Genomic DNA, 13,620 nt, shown 5'->3' on the forward strand with positions numbered 1-13,620 from the left:
TCCCGCCCCAGCATGACCCTTTCCACGCAAGATCTCGCCGCCCTCGCCCAATCCATCAAGCAATGGGGCCGAGAACTGGGCTTCCAGCAGGTGGGCATCACCGGCGTGGAGCTCGGCGAGCACGAGGGCCATCTGCAACGCTGGCTGGAGGCCGGCTACCAGGGCGAGATGGACTACATGGCCGCCCACGGCAGCAAACGCTCTCACCCGGACGAACTGGTTCCCGGCACCCTGAGGGTGATCTCCCTGCGCATGGACTACCTGCCCGGCGACACTCGCATGGCCAAGGTGCTGGGGCAACCGGAGAAGGCCTATGTCTCGCGCTACGCCCTGGGTCGCGACTACCACAAGCTGATCCGCAAACGCCTGCAATACCTGGCCGAGCGCATCGAGAAGGTCATAGGCCCGTTCAGCTACCGCGCCTTCGTCGACAGCGCGCCGGTACTGGAAAAGGCCATCGCCGAACAGGCGGGCCTCGGCTGGATCGGCAAGAACACCCTGGTACTCAACCGCAAGGCCGGCAGCTACTTCTTCCTCGGCGAACTGTTCGTCGACGCTCCACTGCCGATGGACGCCCCCCACGGCAGCGAGCACTGTGGCCGCTGTTCGGCCTGCCTGGACATCTGCCCGACTGCCGCGTTCGTCGGACCCTACCAACTGGACGCGCGGCGCTGCATTTCCTACCTGACCATCGAGTACAAGGGCAGCATTCCCGAAGACCTGCGTCCGCTGATCGGCAATCGCGTGTTCGGCTGCGATGACTGTCAGATGGTCTGCCCCTGGAACCGCTTCGCCCGCCCTTCCGGCGAAGGCGACTTCCAGCCGCGCCATGGCCTGGACAATGCCGAACTGGCGGAGCTGTTCCGCTGGAGCGAGGAGGAATTCCTCAGCCGCACCGAAGGCTCACCCCTGCGCCGCGCAGGTTATGAGCGCTGGTTGCGCAACCTGGCCGTGGGACTTGGCAATGCGCCTTCGAGCATTCCAGTGCTGGAGGCCCTGCGGCTGCGCCGCGAACATCCGTCGGCGCTGGTGCGCGAGCATGTGGAGTGGGCGCTCGCCCGCCATGGGGCAAGCGCTATCTGAGGCAGGAGTCGGTCGAGGCCGCTGCGATCGGGAATTCAAATCTTGAAGAAGTGTTCCCGGTAATGCTGTAGCTCCGCGATCGAGTCACGGATGTCATCCAGCGCCAGGTGGCTGCTGCTCTTCTTCACCCCGTCACGCACTTTCGGCGCCCAGCGTGCAGCCAGCTCCTTCACGGTGGACACATCGAGGTTGCGGTAGTGGAAGTAGGCTTCCAGCTGCGGCATGTGACGGTAGAGGAAGCGGCGGTCCTGGCAGATGCTGTTGCCGCAGATCGGCGATTTGCCCTTGGGCACCCACTGCTCGAGGAAAGCCAGGGTCTGGGCCTCTGCTTCCGCCATGCTGATCTGGCTTTCGCGCACTCGCTGGGTGAGGCCGCTCTGGCCATGCTGGCGGGTGTTCCACTCATCCATGCCGGCGAGAATCTCGTCGCTCTGGTGGATGGCGATGGTCGGCCCCTCGGCCAAAACGTTCAGATCACTGTCGGTCACGATGGTGGCCATCTCGATGATCACGTCCGTGTCCGGATTCAGGCCGGTCATTTCCAGATCGATCCAGATCAGGTTCAGGGCATTCTGCATATTCGGTCTCCTCGGCGAAGCGCGCATTCTAGCTTAGAGGCTGCCGCTGCGGGCTGCGTGCTAAACTCGCGCGGTTTTTTTCCAAGCGGACCCACCATGGCCAAACGCCAACTGACCCGCCGGCAGAGCTGGCGCATCGAGAAGATTCAGGAAGAACGCGCCGCTCGCGCAGCCAAGCGGGAGTCGCGCGCGCTCGAAGAGCTCGAAGGCGGCGATCTCGGCCCGGAGCAGACCGGCCTGGTGATCGCCCACTTCGGCGTGCAGGTGGAAGTCGAGGCCCTGGAAGGCGACCTGGCTGGCCAGATCATGCGCTGCCACCTGCGCGCCAACCTGCCGCCGCTGGTTACCGGCGACCGCGTGGTCTGGCGCGCCGGTGCCCAGGGCAGCGGGGTGATCGTCGCCCAATTGCCACGCAGCTCGGAGCTGTGCCGCCCGGACATGCGCGGCGTGCTCAAGCCGGTGGCGGCCAACGTCGATCAGATCGTCATCGTCTTCGCGCCCCTGCCCCATCCCCACGCCAACCTGATCGACCGCTACCTGGTAGCGGCCGAGCACGCAGGCATCCACCCGCTGCTGCTGCTGAACAAGGCCGACCTGGTGGATGACGAGAACGGCGCCATGCTCGACGAACTGCTCGGGGTCTACCGGCAGCTGGGCTACCCGCTGCTGGAAGTCTCGGCACGCCAGGGCGGCGGCATGGAGGATCTGATGGCCAGACTCGACGGCCATATCAGTGTCTTCGTCGGCCAGTCCGGGGTGGGCAAGTCGTCGCTGGTCAACAGCCTGCTGCCAGGGGTGGACACCCGCGTCGGCGCCCTTTCCGAGCTCACCGGCAAGGGCACCCACACCACCACCACCGCCCGCCTGTTCCACTTCCCGGGCGGCGGCGAGCTGATCGACTCTCCCGGTATCCGCGAGTTCGGCCTGGGCCATGTCAGCCGCGACGATGTCGAGGCCGGGTTCATCGAATTCAACGAATTGCTGGGAACCTGCCGCTTCCGTGACTGCAAGCACGACCGCGAACCGGGCTGCGCCCTGCTCAAGGCCCTGGAAGATGGCCGCGTGCATCCGCAACGGATGGCGAGCTACCGGCACATCCTCGCCAGCCTGCCCGAAGACGAGTACTAAGGTTCGGTGGAAACGAAAAAGGCCACGCAATGCGTGGCCTTTTCATTGGTGCGGCAGTCACTGCCCCTTGGGCTGGTCCATCTTCAGCACGCCGTCTTCGAAGATATTCAGCTTCTCCCGCAGCTCACGTGGCTGCACCGGCGCGCCCGGATCGCCCGCCGGGGTAGCTGGAGCCGACGGCGCAGCATCACTGGCAGGAGGCGGGGGCTGCTGCCCTTCCTCAGGCTTGGCACCGTCGCCCTGCTCACCCTCGATGGCGCGCTGGGCCTTCTTGGTGAGCACGATGATGTCGATACGGCGATTGACCGGATTGAAGGGGTCCTTGCGGTCGAACAGCGCCGACGAGGCATAGCCCACTACCCGCGCCACCTGGTCTTCCGGGTAACCACCGGCGATCAGGGTGCGACGCGCGGCGTTGGCGCGACCGGCGGACAACTCCCAGTTGCCGAAATCACCGGCGCCGGCATAGGGCTTGGCATCGGTGTGGCCGCTGATGCTGATCTTGTTCGGCACGGCTTTGATGGTCTCGGCGAGGATCAGCAGGATGTCTTCGAAGTACGGCTGCAGGCGTGCGCTGCCGAGGTCGAACATGGGGCGGTTGGCGGCATCCATGATCTGGATGCGCAGGCCGTCCTGGGTGATCTCGAAGAGGATCTGGTCCTTGAACTTGCGCAGCTCAGGGTTCTCTTCGACCTTGTTCTGCAATTCCTGCAGCAACAGTTCCAGGCGCTCACGCTCGATCTGGTCGGCCAGGGTTTCCACCTGGCTGGCATCCACCTGGGTCTTGTCCGTGGAATCGATCGCCGACTCCTGGGAATCGGGCGCGTCCTTCAGCTCGGGATTCAAGGTGCGGTCAGGCGCGGGTGTGGGCGTGCCGCCCAGGTCGATGACGTACGGGCTCGCGCTCTCGGTGAAGCCGATGGGGTCCTTGAAGTAGCCGGAGATGGCCTTCTTCTGCTCGGGGGTGGCCGAGGACATCAGCCAGAGCACCAGGAAGAACGCCATCATCGCAGTGGCGAAGTCGGCGAAGGCGATCTTCCACGCACCGCCGTGGTGACCGGCGGCGTAGCGTTTGACGCGCTTGACGATGATCGGCTGGTTGTTCTCCATGACTCAGCCTTCAGCTGCCGCGCACGGCCTGCTCCAGCTCGCTGAAGCTCGGGCGATGTGCCGGGAACAGCGTCTTGCGACCGAACTCCACCGCCAGCGACGGCGGCATGCCGGAAGCCGAGGCCACCAGGCAGGCCTTGATCGCCTCGAACACGTTCAGCTCTTCACGGGCGTCGTGCTCCAGGGATACCGCCAGCGGGCCGAAGAAGCCGTAGGCCGCGAGAATACCGAGGAAGGTCCCCACCAGCGCCGCACCCACGTGCTGGCCGAGGGCGGCCTGTTCGGCTTCGCCCAGCATGGCCATGGTCACCACGATGCCGAGTACCGCCGCGACGATACCGAAGCCCGGCAGGCCGTCGGCGATACGGTTGACTGCGTGGGACGGGTGTTCCAGCTCTTCCTTCAGGCTGGCCAGTTCCATGTCGAACAGGCCCTCGAGCTCGTGGGGCGCCATGTTGCCGGAGGACATGATGCGCAGGTAATCGCAGATGTAGGCGGTCATCCGTTCATCCTTGAGGATGCCCGGGTACTTGCTGAAGATGGGGCTGGCAGGGGCGTCCTCGATGTCGGCCTCGATGGCCATCATCCCTTCGCGGCGGCTCTTGTTGAGAATCTCGTAGAGCAGGCGCAGCACTTCCAGGTAGAAGCCGTGGGTGAAGCGGGTGCCGAACATCTTCAGCGACTTCTTGAACACGATCATCGTCGTGCTGCCGGGGTTGGCCTGGAGGAACGCACCCAGCGCCGCACCGCCGATGATCATTACCTCGAAGGGCTGGATCAGCGCGGCAAGCTTGCCGTGAGACAGGATGTATCCACCGAGCACGCTGGCGAATACGACGATGATGCCGATGATTTTTGCCATAGGAAGGAAGCTTGAAGAGTCAGTAGAAAGGGTTATGAAAAGAGCCCCTTCTAATTATCGGAAGATATGCGCCAGACTATAGCCTGTTCAGGCGAAAAGCCAGATTGGCGGCCCCCTATGTCAACCGCAAAGCCCGTGCCACGCAGTCTCGACAGCTGGATCAAGCACCTCGATGGTGTGCGCCTGCCCGTCCCCGCCGCCGCCCACGAAAAGGTCCGCCGCGCGCTGGGTGACAGCCGCCGCTCCCTGCGCGATATCGCCGACCTGACCCAGGACAGCCCCGCCCTGGCCCTGAGCCTGCTGCGCGAGGCCAATGCCGCCGGCAACATGCTGAGCAGCCCGGCGGAAAGTCTGGAGGTTGCCCTCAGCCGCCTGGGCCTGAAGCGCGCGGAAGTCCTGCTCAATCGCCTGCCCGCGGTCCCCGAGAACGACATTCCGCAGCCCCTGCGTCAGCTGCAACTGATCAGCCAGCACGCCGCGCAACAAGCCAACGGCCTGTTCGCCGCCCGGCTTGCCCGCCTCTGGCAGGAAATCCACTGGTGCAGCCTGCTGTTCCTTTCGCCCCTCTGGCCGCTGCTGGCCAGCCACCCGGAACTGTTCGACACCTGGGAGAAGCGCGTGCTGGGCGAGGGCGAACCGGCTGCCAGGGTCGAACGCGAACTGCTCGGCGTCCCGCTGCTGCGCCTCTGCCAGGCCCTTGCCGAACATTGGAAGCTGCCCGACTGGATCATCCAGGGCTATCGCCTGCTGAGCGACGACCGCCGCATGCTGGTCAAGGCCCTGCACATTGCCCGCGACAATGGACATCCGCTGCAACAAACGCAGCAACTGGACGCCGACCCCGCCTTGAGTCGCTGGCTGACCCAGCCTGGCAATACCGTCCTGCTGGCGAACGGCCTGGCGGTTTCCGCCCATGTCGGCTGGGGAGATGGACACAGCCTGCGCTGGCAGCGCCTCACCGGACTGTTCATGAAGGTGCCGCTGGACGAACTGCAGCAGCAGGTTCACCAGCACGCCGCACACAGCGGACGCCTGCATGCCCGCGGCGACCTCTGGCACCCCGCCGAAGCCCTGCTCTGGCCTTGGAACCAGCACCGTCTGCGCCGCGAACCGGTTGCCGCACCGCCCCCTACCGCCGACGCCCTGGAAGACTGGCGTCGCCATTGTGGCGAGCTGATCCGCGAGCCCAGCCCATTCGCCAACGTGGTGCAGCTTTCCGCCTGCGCCCGCGACGCCCTGGAAAGCGGCGGCATGCGCCGGGTCCTGGTGCTGCTGGCCGACCGCGCCCACAGCCGCCTGCTCGCCCAGCAGCAGGTGGGGCTGCCCAAGGAAGCCAACGGCCTGCAACTGGACCCGAACCAGAGCCAGGTGCTGCGGCGTCTGCTCAGCCAGCCGGGCCAGCTGCGCCTGGGGCCGGACAACATGGCGCAGTTCTCCGCCCTGCTGCCCGGCCAGTTGAAGAGCCTGTTCCCGGGGCACCACCTGCTGCTGCGCTCGATCGCCGTGAACGGCCGGGTGGCCATGCTGGTGGTGGCCGACCAGGACGGCGCCCCCTTCGCCGAGATCAGCCTGCGCGCCTTCGCCAAGACGGCCCAGTGCATCGAGCGCGCACTCGCAAGCTTCGCCAGACGCGGCCGATAGGCTTTCCTATACAATCTGCCACTTTGCCCATTACCGGAGGCTTTCATGTCTGCCTTCCCCAACCTGCCGCTGGTGATCGAACCGGCCGAGTTGGCACCCCTGCTTGGTGCCGACGAGCTGATCCTGGTCGACCTCACCAGCGCCGCCCGTTACGCCGCTGGCCACGTCCCGGGTGCCCGTTTCGTCGATCCGAAGCGCACCCAGCTCGGCCAGCCGCCGGCACCGGGCCTGCTGCCCGCCAAGGCCGACCTCGAAGCACTGTTCGGTGAACTGGGCCATCGCGCCGACGCCACCTACGTGGTGTACGACGACGAAGGCGGCGGCTGGGCCGGCCGCTTCATCTGGCTGCTGGATGTGATCGGCCATCAGCGTTACCACTATCTGGACGGTGGCCTGCACGCCTGGCTGGCCGAAGGCCGGGAAACCAGCGACGCCGTTCCGGCAGCGGTCGGTGGCCCGATCGCCCTGACCTTGCACGACGAGCCCACCGCCACTCGCGAGTACATCCAGAGCCGCCTCGGCGCCGCCGACCTGGCCATCTGGGACGCCCGCGGCCCCGGCGAGTACAACGGCACCAAGGTCCTGGCCGCCAAGGGCGGGCACATCCCCGGCGCGGTCAACTTCGAGTGGACCGCCGGCATGGACCCGGCCCGCGCCCTGCGCATCCGCACCGACATGGCCGAGATCCTGCAGTCCCTGGGCATCACCCCGGACAAGGAAATCGTCACCCACTGCCAGACCCATCACCGCTCGGGCTTCACCTATCTGGTGGCCAAGGCCCTGGGCTACCCGCGCGTCAAAGGCTACGCCGGCTCCTGGTCCGAATGGGGCAACCACCCGGACACCCCGGTCGAGAGCTGAAGCGCCCATCAAGGAAACCTAATGAAAGAACGCCTCTTCATCATCAGCCAGTACCTGCTGCCGCATCACCTGCTGTCGCGCCTGGCTGGCTGCATCGCCGAATGCCGCGTGCAGTGGTTCAAGAACGCCTTCACCACCTGGTTCGCCAAGCGCTACCAGGTGAACATGAGCGAAGCGCTGGTCGAGGATGTCACTGCCTACGAGCACTTCAACGCCTTCTTCACCCGCGCCCTCAAGCCCGGCGCGCGTCCACTGGACGAAACGCCCGGCGCCATCCTCTGCCCGGCCGACGGCGCCATCAGCCAGATCGGCCCGATCGAGCACGGTCGCTGCTTCCAGGCCAAGGGCCACAGCTTCAGCGTGCTGGAGTTGCTTGGCGGTGACGCCGAGCGCGCCGCCCCCTTCATGGGCGGCGAGTTCGCCACCGTCTATCTGTCGCCGAAGGACTACCACCGTGTCCATGCCCCCCTGGGCGGCACCCTGCGGGAGATGGTCTACGTGCCGGGCCGACTGTTCTCGGTGAACCAGAGCACCGCCGAGAACGTGCCTGAGCTGTTCGCCCGCAACGAACGCGTGGTGTGCATCTTCGACACCGAGCGCGGACCGATGGCCGTGGTACTGGTGGGGGCGATGATCGTTGCGTCCATCGAAACCACCTGGGCCGGCCTGGTCACGCCGCCCAAGCGCGAACTGAAGACCTTCAGCTACGACGAAGCCGCGCGTGCACCGATCACGCTGGCAAAGGGCGACGAACTCGGCCGCTTCAAGCTGGGTTCCACCGCCATCGTGCTGTTCGGTCCGGACCAGGTACGCTGGGCCGAAAACGCGTGGCCCGGCAGCCAGGTGCGGATGGGTCAGCTGCTGGCCCTGCCGAAGGACGCCTGACCGGACGGAATCCTGGCCGAACCGCAGCGTTCGGCCAGGGCCGGATCAGGAAAGTGACGCGCCCTGCCGTCAATCTGCCAACACCTCTACAGCCCTGCCATGGATAGGCTGCCACTGTGCAAGGATGCTGATAGAGTGCTGAAATTCATTCCATTACCTCACGCGAGATGTCGGAGAACTCGATCCGGATGGAGCACCAGAGCCCTCACCTGCTGTTGCGCGTACCCGCGCCTAGCAAACAGAGCCTGTCCTTCTGCGATGCCACCCCTCGTGAGCTGAAACGCTGGATCGCCCATCTGCCCAAGGCCAACCTTGGGGAGACCGCCCGCCAGCTCTATCAGGCCCTGGTTGAACTCAACCAGCTGGCCACTCCGACTGACAACCGCCTGCAACTCCTGGAACTGATTCGTCCAGAAGTGCATTTCGTCTGCCAGCACCTGGAAAGGCACTTCCTCAATCAATCCATCGTCCTGGACGAGCGCCCGCGCAAGGTCGCCAACCTCTGCCAGGCCCTGCAGAACCACCTGGCCATCGGCTACAAGCTGATCATCGTGCAGGAATCGCAGCGTCCCAGCCGTGACCGCGACCGCGCCCAGCTACTCGCCATTGCCCTGCAACGGGCGGTCCACGCCCTCAATGGACCGCTGATTCGCGCCAACCAGCTCTACTGCCCGGTGCCCGAAGGTCTCTGGCTGGAACTGCACCAGCTCTACCAACTGGCCGAAAGCCGCCAGCTCCACCGCGTTGTCGTGCGCGATCCCCTGGCCCGCCATACGCAGGGCCTGAGCACTGAGCAGAGCTACCTGGCCGCACTGCTGCTGGGCTGCGCCCGCTGCAACCAGATGCGCCAGATCGGCATCGCCCGCCTGGCTGAAGTCCTCGCACCCTGGAGTGCCCTGGTGCGGCTTCAGTCCGCCGAGTTGCCGTCCAGTCTCTTCGCGGTGGCGCCGAAACTGGACGGACCACCGCGCTACAAGACGCTGTTTCAGGAAGTGGAGCCGCGCACCCTGCTGGGCCTCGACCCGCTGCCGCTGGTGGACGCCATCAAGGAGTACCTGCTGCTGCCGGCCGAGCAGCGTAGCCAGTCACGCCTGCAGGTGCCGGAGGGCATGACCCTCGATCTGCTGCAGCACGTGAGTTCGGCCTGGGGCGACATTTCCGAACGCACCTTCCAGCGCAATCCCGGCCAGGGCAGCCTGACCCTGTGCATCGGCATGAGCGCCCTGCACTTCTTCCTCGCGGGGGGTCGTCCCTTCAGTGATGTGCTCAACCGCACGCAGGAAGTCGGTCAGGCAGTATTCGACACGTTCAGCAAGCCAGCGGCGGATGTCTGGGCGAATGCCTTCGACGCACAACCAATTCAGGGCTGGCAGCCCGGCATGCCACTGGAAGAGATCGAGTACTCCCGGCCGGTTTCCGAGAACAGCGCGCCGCCGCCCCAGGTCAGCGCGGCCCCGGAAAGCTACCCGACCTTCAATGTCGCTGTGGTCAACCACAGCCCTGGGGGCTATTGCCTGAGCTGGCCCAAGGAAGTCCCCAGCCAACTGCAGGCCGGCGAACTGCTCGGCGTACAGGATGCCCCCGGCCAGGGCTGGAGCGTCGCCGTGGTACGCTGGATCCGCCAGGTGCGCGGCGGCGGCACCCAGATGGGCATCGAACTCGTGGCACCCCAGGCGCAATCCTGCGGTGTACTGCTGATGCGCAAGGGCGAGCAGAACAGCCATTACCTGCGCGCCCTGCTGCTGCCGGCCATCGGCGCCATCTCCCGCCCGGCCACCCTGATCACCCCACGCCTGCCCTTCCAGGAAGGCAACAAGGTGCAGATCAATCTGCACGGCGACGAGCATCGCGCCGTGCTCACCCGGCGACTCACCAGCACCGGCAGTTTCAACCAGTTCGAGTACCGGGTGTTCGAGCAATCGACACCGCCACTAGGGAAACCGGTCACAGGTCCAGGAAGCCAGCAACAAGGCGGCGAGGAAGATTTTGACTCGCTCTGGAAGTCGCTGTAGATTCCCGACGAATCCACCATTCGTCGCCTATTCGCGCTCGTTCGGCGCTAAGCACAGGCCATGGCCATCGAAAAGAAAACGATCCGTCTGCTGATCCTGGAAGACTCGCAGAACGAAGCCGAGCGCCTGGTCAGCCTTTTCCGGAATTCCGGTCGCGCGACTCGCGTCCACCGCATCCTTTCCGCCGACGACCTCAATGAGGCCCTGCAGCAGAGCTGGGACCTCCTGATCGCGTCCCCCAGCAGCGAACACCTGAGTCCCGGCGAAGCCCTCAACAGCATCCGCCGCCAGTCCAAGGACATTCCGTTCATCCAGCTGGTGCAGGACAACGACTCCGATCTCATCACCGAAGCCCTGGCCCTTGGCGCCCAGGACGCCCTGCCCCAGGGCGAGGACGAGCGCCTGGTGCTGGTGGCCAACCGCGAACTGGCCAACCTCGAGCAACGCCGCGCCCGCCGCGCCGCCGAGGTCAGCCTGCGGGAAGCGGAAAAACGCTGCCAGTTGTTGCTCGACAGCTCCGTGGACGCCATCGCCTACGTCCACGACGGCATGCACATCTATGCCAACCGCGCCTACGTGGAGATGTTCGGCTACGACGATGGCGACGAACTCGAAGGCATGCCGATGATCGACCTGATCGCCGGCAGCGACCAGGCCGGGTTCAAGGACTTCCTGAAGAACTACCGCGATGGCGAAGGCGCTGGCGAGCTCACCTGCAACGGCTGCAAGGTCGACGGCCAGAGCTTCCAGGCACGGATGAGCTTTTCACCCGCGTCCTATGACGGCGAGCCGTGCATCCAGGTGGTGATCCGCGCCGAAACCGGCAGCGCCGAACTGGAAGAGAAGTTGCGCGAAATCAGCAGCCAGGACCTGGTCACTGGCCTGTTCAATCGCTCCCACTTCAACGAAATGCTCGACACCGCCGCCGAGCGCGCCGTCAAGGCCAGCCAGCCGTCGAGCCTCGCGTACGTTCGTGTCGCACGCTATTCCAGCCTGCTCGCTGAAGTCGGCATCGCCGGCGTCGACCTGCTGCTCACCGACCTCGCCAACCTCCTGCGCGCCCACTTTGCCGGCGACGCCCAGCTTGCCCGCTATGGCGACGACGTGTTCGGCATCCTGCAATCGGGCGTCACGCCGGAGCAGGCGGCGGAAAGCCTGCGGAGCCTGCTGAAGAAGATCGATATTCATCTCTTCGACGTCAGCAGCCGTACCGTGCAGGTCAGCCTCTGCATCGGCGTCGCCGGGCTCAGCGAAACCACGCCCAAGGCCCAGGATGTGGTGGATCGTGCCCATCGCTGCTCCGACGAGCTGGGCGACCAGAACGGCCTCAAACTGTACAACCCGGCCGAAGAGCTGGCCGCCGCGGCCAACCGTGGCAACCTTGTGGCCATGGTCCAGCAGGCGCTGGAGAACAACAGCTTCCGCCTGCTGTTCCAGCCGATCATCAGCCTGCGTGGCGATAACTTCGAACATTACGAAGTCCTGCTGCGCCTGCTCAATCCGCAGGGCGAGGAAGTGCCGCCCGCCGATTTCCTCGATGCAGCCAAGGACGCCGGCCTGGCCGAAAAGATCGACCGCTGGGTGATCCTCAACTCCATCAAGCTGCTGGCCGAGCATCGCACCAAGGGGCACAACACCCGACTCTTCGTCCACCTCTCCGGCGCCAGCCTTCAGGACCAGACCCTGTTGCCCTGGCTGAGCGTCGCCCTGAAGGCCGCGCGGTTGCCTTCCGATGCGCTGATCTTCCAGTTCAGCGAGCCGGACGCCATCGCCTACCTGAAACAGGCCAAGGTACTGACCCAGGGCCTCGCCGAGTTGCATTGCCAGGTCGCGCTGAGCCAGTTCGGCTGCGCACTCAACCCGTTCAATACGCTCAAGCATCTGGCCATCGACTTCGTGAAGGTGGACGGCTCCTTTACCCAGGACCTCGGCCGCGCGGAGAACCAGGAGGTCCTCAAGACCCTGCTGGCGAGCCTGCACGCCCAAGCCAAGCTGACCATCGTGCCCTACGTCGAGACCGCCAGCGTCCTCGCCACCCTCTGGCAGGCCGGGGTCAACTACATCCAGGGTTACTACCTGCAAGGCCCCAGCCAGGCGATGGATTACGACTTCTCCTCTGGGGACGAGTAAGGGCAAAGCCCGGTCTCGAACGCCGTCCATGAAAAAGCCGCCCGAAGGCGGCTTTTTCATTTCCGGTCAGCCCCTCATTCCCTGCCGTCGCGATCGCGGAAGCCGAGCAGGTAGAGAATGCCGTCCAGGCCCAGGGTGGAAATGGCCTGCTTGGCGGACTGCTTGACCAGCGGCTTGGCGCGGAAGGCCACGCCCAGGCCAGCCAGAGCCAGCATCGGCAGGTCATTGGCGCCATCGCCGACGGCGATGGTCTGCTCCAGACGCAGCCCTTCCTTCTGCGCCAGCTCGCTCAGCAGGTCAGCCTTGCGCTGGGCATCGACGATGGGCTCGATGGCCACGCCAGTCAGCTTGCCATCAACGATCTGCAGTTCGTTGGCGAACACGTAGTCGATACCCAGCTTGGCCTGCAGTTGCTTGGCGAAGTAGCTGAAGCCGCCGGAAAGGATGGCGGTCTTGTAGCCCAGGCGCTTGAGCTCGGCGAACAGGGTTTCCGCCCCTTCGGTGAGTCGCAGGGAAGCGCCGATCTCTTCCAGGACCTCCTCGGACAAGCCCTTGAGCAGGCCCAGGCGCTCCTTGAAGCTGGCACGAAAATCCAGCTCGCCACGCATCGCGCGCTCGGTGATCTCTGCGACCTTGTCGCCCACGCCCGCAGCCTTGGCCAGTTCGTCGATAACTTCGGCTTCGATCAGGGTCGAGTCCATGTCGAACACCGCCAGGCGGCGGTTGCGGCGGAACAGCGAGTCGCGCTGGAAGGCGATGTCGACGTTCAGCTCCTGGGCCACGCTGAGGAACTCGGCGCGCAGGGCCACCGGGTCGGCCGGTTCGCCCCGTACGGAGAACTCGATGCAACCCTTGCCCTGGTCGGCCGGCATATCCAGCGGCATGCGACCCGACAGGCGGTCGATATGGTCGATATTGAGGCCGTACTTGGCCGTGATGGAACTCACCCGCTGCAGCTGCTCGGCGCTGACCTTGCGGGTCAGCAGGGTGACGATGTAGCGGCTCTTGCCCTGACCGTCGACCCACTGCTGGTAATCCGCCTCGGGCACCGGGGTGAAGCGCACCTGCTGGTCCAGCTTGTAGGCCGTGAACAGCACGTCCTTGAGCACCGCCGAGGCCTCGGCGTTCGCCGGGATTTCCACCAGGATGCCGAACGACAGGGTGTCGTGGATCACCGCCTGGCCGATATCCAGGATGTTCACGCCACCCTGGGCCAGCGCGCCGGTAATGGCTGCGGTCAGGCCGGGGCGATCCTCGCCAGTGATGTTGATCAGGACAATCTCGCGCAAGTCGCACCTCACTCAGCGCATGAAAAGGCGCACATTCTACC

At 65.3% G+C, this 13,620-nt stretch carries 11 protein-coding genes; 7 read left to right on the plus strand and 4 right to left on the minus strand.

Going from position 1 to position 13,620, the window contains the following annotated elements; genetic code table 11:
- The first annotated feature begins 12 nt into the window (after positions 1 to 12).
- Positions 13 to 1,083: a tRNA epoxyqueuosine(34) reductase QueG gene (gene queG / locus FXN65_RS25410; RefSeq protein WP_151137613.1), complete on the plus strand. Its 1,071-nt coding sequence runs from the start codon at positions 13 to 15 to the stop codon at positions 1,081 to 1,083.
- 35 nt (positions 1,084 to 1,118) lie between these two features.
- Here the strand turns inward: queG and orn are convergent, their stop codons facing one another.
- Positions 1,119 to 1,661, minus strand: coding sequence for an oligoribonuclease (gene orn / locus FXN65_RS25415; RefSeq protein WP_151137615.1), 543 nt, complete (start codon positions 1,659 to 1,661; stop codon positions 1,119 to 1,121).
- Positions 1,662 to 1,757: 96 nt separating this feature from the next.
- On the opposite strand from orn, the gene rsgA reads away from it, so the two are divergent.
- Positions 1,758 to 2,789, plus strand: a complete 1,032-nt coding sequence (gene rsgA / locus FXN65_RS25420) for a small ribosomal subunit biogenesis GTPase RsgA (protein WP_151137617.1) — start codon at positions 1,758 to 1,760, stop codon at positions 2,787 to 2,789.
- 57 nt (positions 2,790 to 2,846) lie between these two features.
- On the opposite strand, the gene motB is transcribed toward rsgA, so the two are convergent.
- Positions 2,847 to 3,899 (minus strand): flagellar motor protein MotB, encoded by a 1,053-nt coding sequence (gene motB / locus FXN65_RS25425; RefSeq protein WP_151137619.1) that lies wholly within the window; start codon positions 3,897 to 3,899, stop codon positions 2,847 to 2,849.
- A gap of 10 nt (positions 3,900 to 3,909) precedes the next feature.
- On the minus strand, positions 3,910 to 4,761 hold the full coding sequence (gene motA, locus FXN65_RS25430; RefSeq protein WP_151137621.1) for a flagellar motor stator protein MotA: 852 nt from the start codon (positions 4,759 to 4,761) through the stop codon (positions 3,910 to 3,912).
- A 117-nt stretch (positions 4,762 to 4,878) separates the two neighbouring features.
- On the opposite strand from motA, the gene FXN65_RS25435 reads away from it, so the two are divergent.
- The 5 genes from FXN65_RS25435 to FXN65_RS25455 all read left to right on the plus strand — a co-directional run bounded on the left by FXN65_RS25435 (position 4,879) and on the right by FXN65_RS25455 (position 12,290).
- Positions 4,879 to 6,402: an HDOD domain-containing protein gene (locus tag FXN65_RS25435; protein WP_151137623.1), complete on the plus strand. Its 1,524-nt coding sequence runs from the start codon at positions 4,879 to 4,881 to the stop codon at positions 6,400 to 6,402.
- 45 nt (positions 6,403 to 6,447) lie between these two features.
- The gene (gene rhdA, locus FXN65_RS25440) at positions 6,448 to 7,263 is read left to right on the plus strand and encodes a thiosulfate sulfurtransferase (protein ID WP_151137624.1); all 816 of its coding nucleotides are present in this window, start codon (positions 6,448 to 6,450) and stop codon (positions 7,261 to 7,263) included.
- A gap of 21 nt (positions 7,264 to 7,284) precedes the next feature.
- Positions 7,285 to 8,148, plus strand: coding sequence for an archaetidylserine decarboxylase (gene asd / locus FXN65_RS25445; RefSeq protein WP_151137626.1), 864 nt, complete (start codon positions 7,285 to 7,287; stop codon positions 8,146 to 8,148).
- 188 nt (positions 8,149 to 8,336) lie between these two features.
- Complete coding sequence (locus tag FXN65_RS25450) at positions 8,337 to 10,160, plus strand: molecular chaperone (RefSeq protein ID WP_151137629.1); 1,824 nt, start codon at positions 8,337 to 8,339, stop codon at positions 10,158 to 10,160.
- A 60-nt stretch (positions 10,161 to 10,220) separates the two neighbouring features.
- Positions 10,221 to 12,290 (plus strand): EAL domain-containing response regulator, encoded by a 2,070-nt coding sequence (locus FXN65_RS25455; protein WP_151137631.1) that lies wholly within the window; start codon positions 10,221 to 10,223, stop codon positions 12,288 to 12,290.
- 74 nt (positions 12,291 to 12,364) lie between these two features.
- Here FXN65_RS25455 and serB read toward each other — a convergent pair whose 3' ends face one another.
- The gene (gene serB, locus FXN65_RS25460; RefSeq protein ID WP_151137633.1) at positions 12,365 to 13,579 is read right to left on the minus strand and encodes a phosphoserine phosphatase SerB; all 1,215 of its coding nucleotides are present in this window, start codon (positions 13,577 to 13,579) and stop codon (positions 12,365 to 12,367) included.
- Positions 13,580 to 13,620 lie beyond the last annotated feature (41 nt).

The organism is Pseudomonas lalkuanensis (assembly GCF_008807375.1).
Taxonomy (GTDB): domain Bacteria; phylum Pseudomonadota; class Gammaproteobacteria; order Pseudomonadales; family Pseudomonadaceae; genus Metapseudomonas; species Metapseudomonas lalkuanensis.

Bases quoted from the DNA above. Each gene is read 5' to 3' on its own strand.
- queG (WP_151137613.1), top strand. From the start codon at position 13: ATGACCCTTTCCACGCAAGATCTCGCCGCCCTCGCCCAATCCATCAAG.
- orn (WP_151137615.1), bottom strand. From the start codon at position 1,661: ATGCAGAATGCCCTGAACCTGATCTGGATCGATCTGGAAATGACCGGC.
- rsgA (WP_151137617.1), top strand. From the start codon at position 1,758: ATGGCCAAACGCCAACTGACCCGCCGGCAGAGCTGGCGCATCGAGAAG.
- motB (WP_151137619.1), bottom strand. From the start codon at position 3,899: ATGGAGAACAACCAGCCGATCATCGTCAAGCGCGTCAAACGCTACGCC.
- motA (WP_151137621.1), bottom strand. From the start codon at position 4,761: ATGGCAAAAATCATCGGCATCATCGTCGTATTCGCCAGCGTGCTCGGT.
- FXN65_RS25435 (WP_151137623.1), top strand. From the start codon at position 4,879: ATGTCAACCGCAAAGCCCGTGCCACGCAGTCTCGACAGCTGGATCAAG.
- rhdA (WP_151137624.1), top strand. From the start codon at position 6,448: ATGTCTGCCTTCCCCAACCTGCCGCTGGTGATCGAACCGGCCGAGTTG.
- asd (WP_151137626.1), top strand. From the start codon at position 7,285: ATGAAAGAACGCCTCTTCATCATCAGCCAGTACCTGCTGCCGCATCAC.
- FXN65_RS25450 (WP_151137629.1), top strand. From the start codon at position 8,337: ATGGAGCACCAGAGCCCTCACCTGCTGTTGCGCGTACCCGCGCCTAGC.
- FXN65_RS25455 (WP_151137631.1), top strand. From the start codon at position 10,221: ATGGCCATCGAAAAGAAAACGATCCGTCTGCTGATCCTGGAAGACTCG.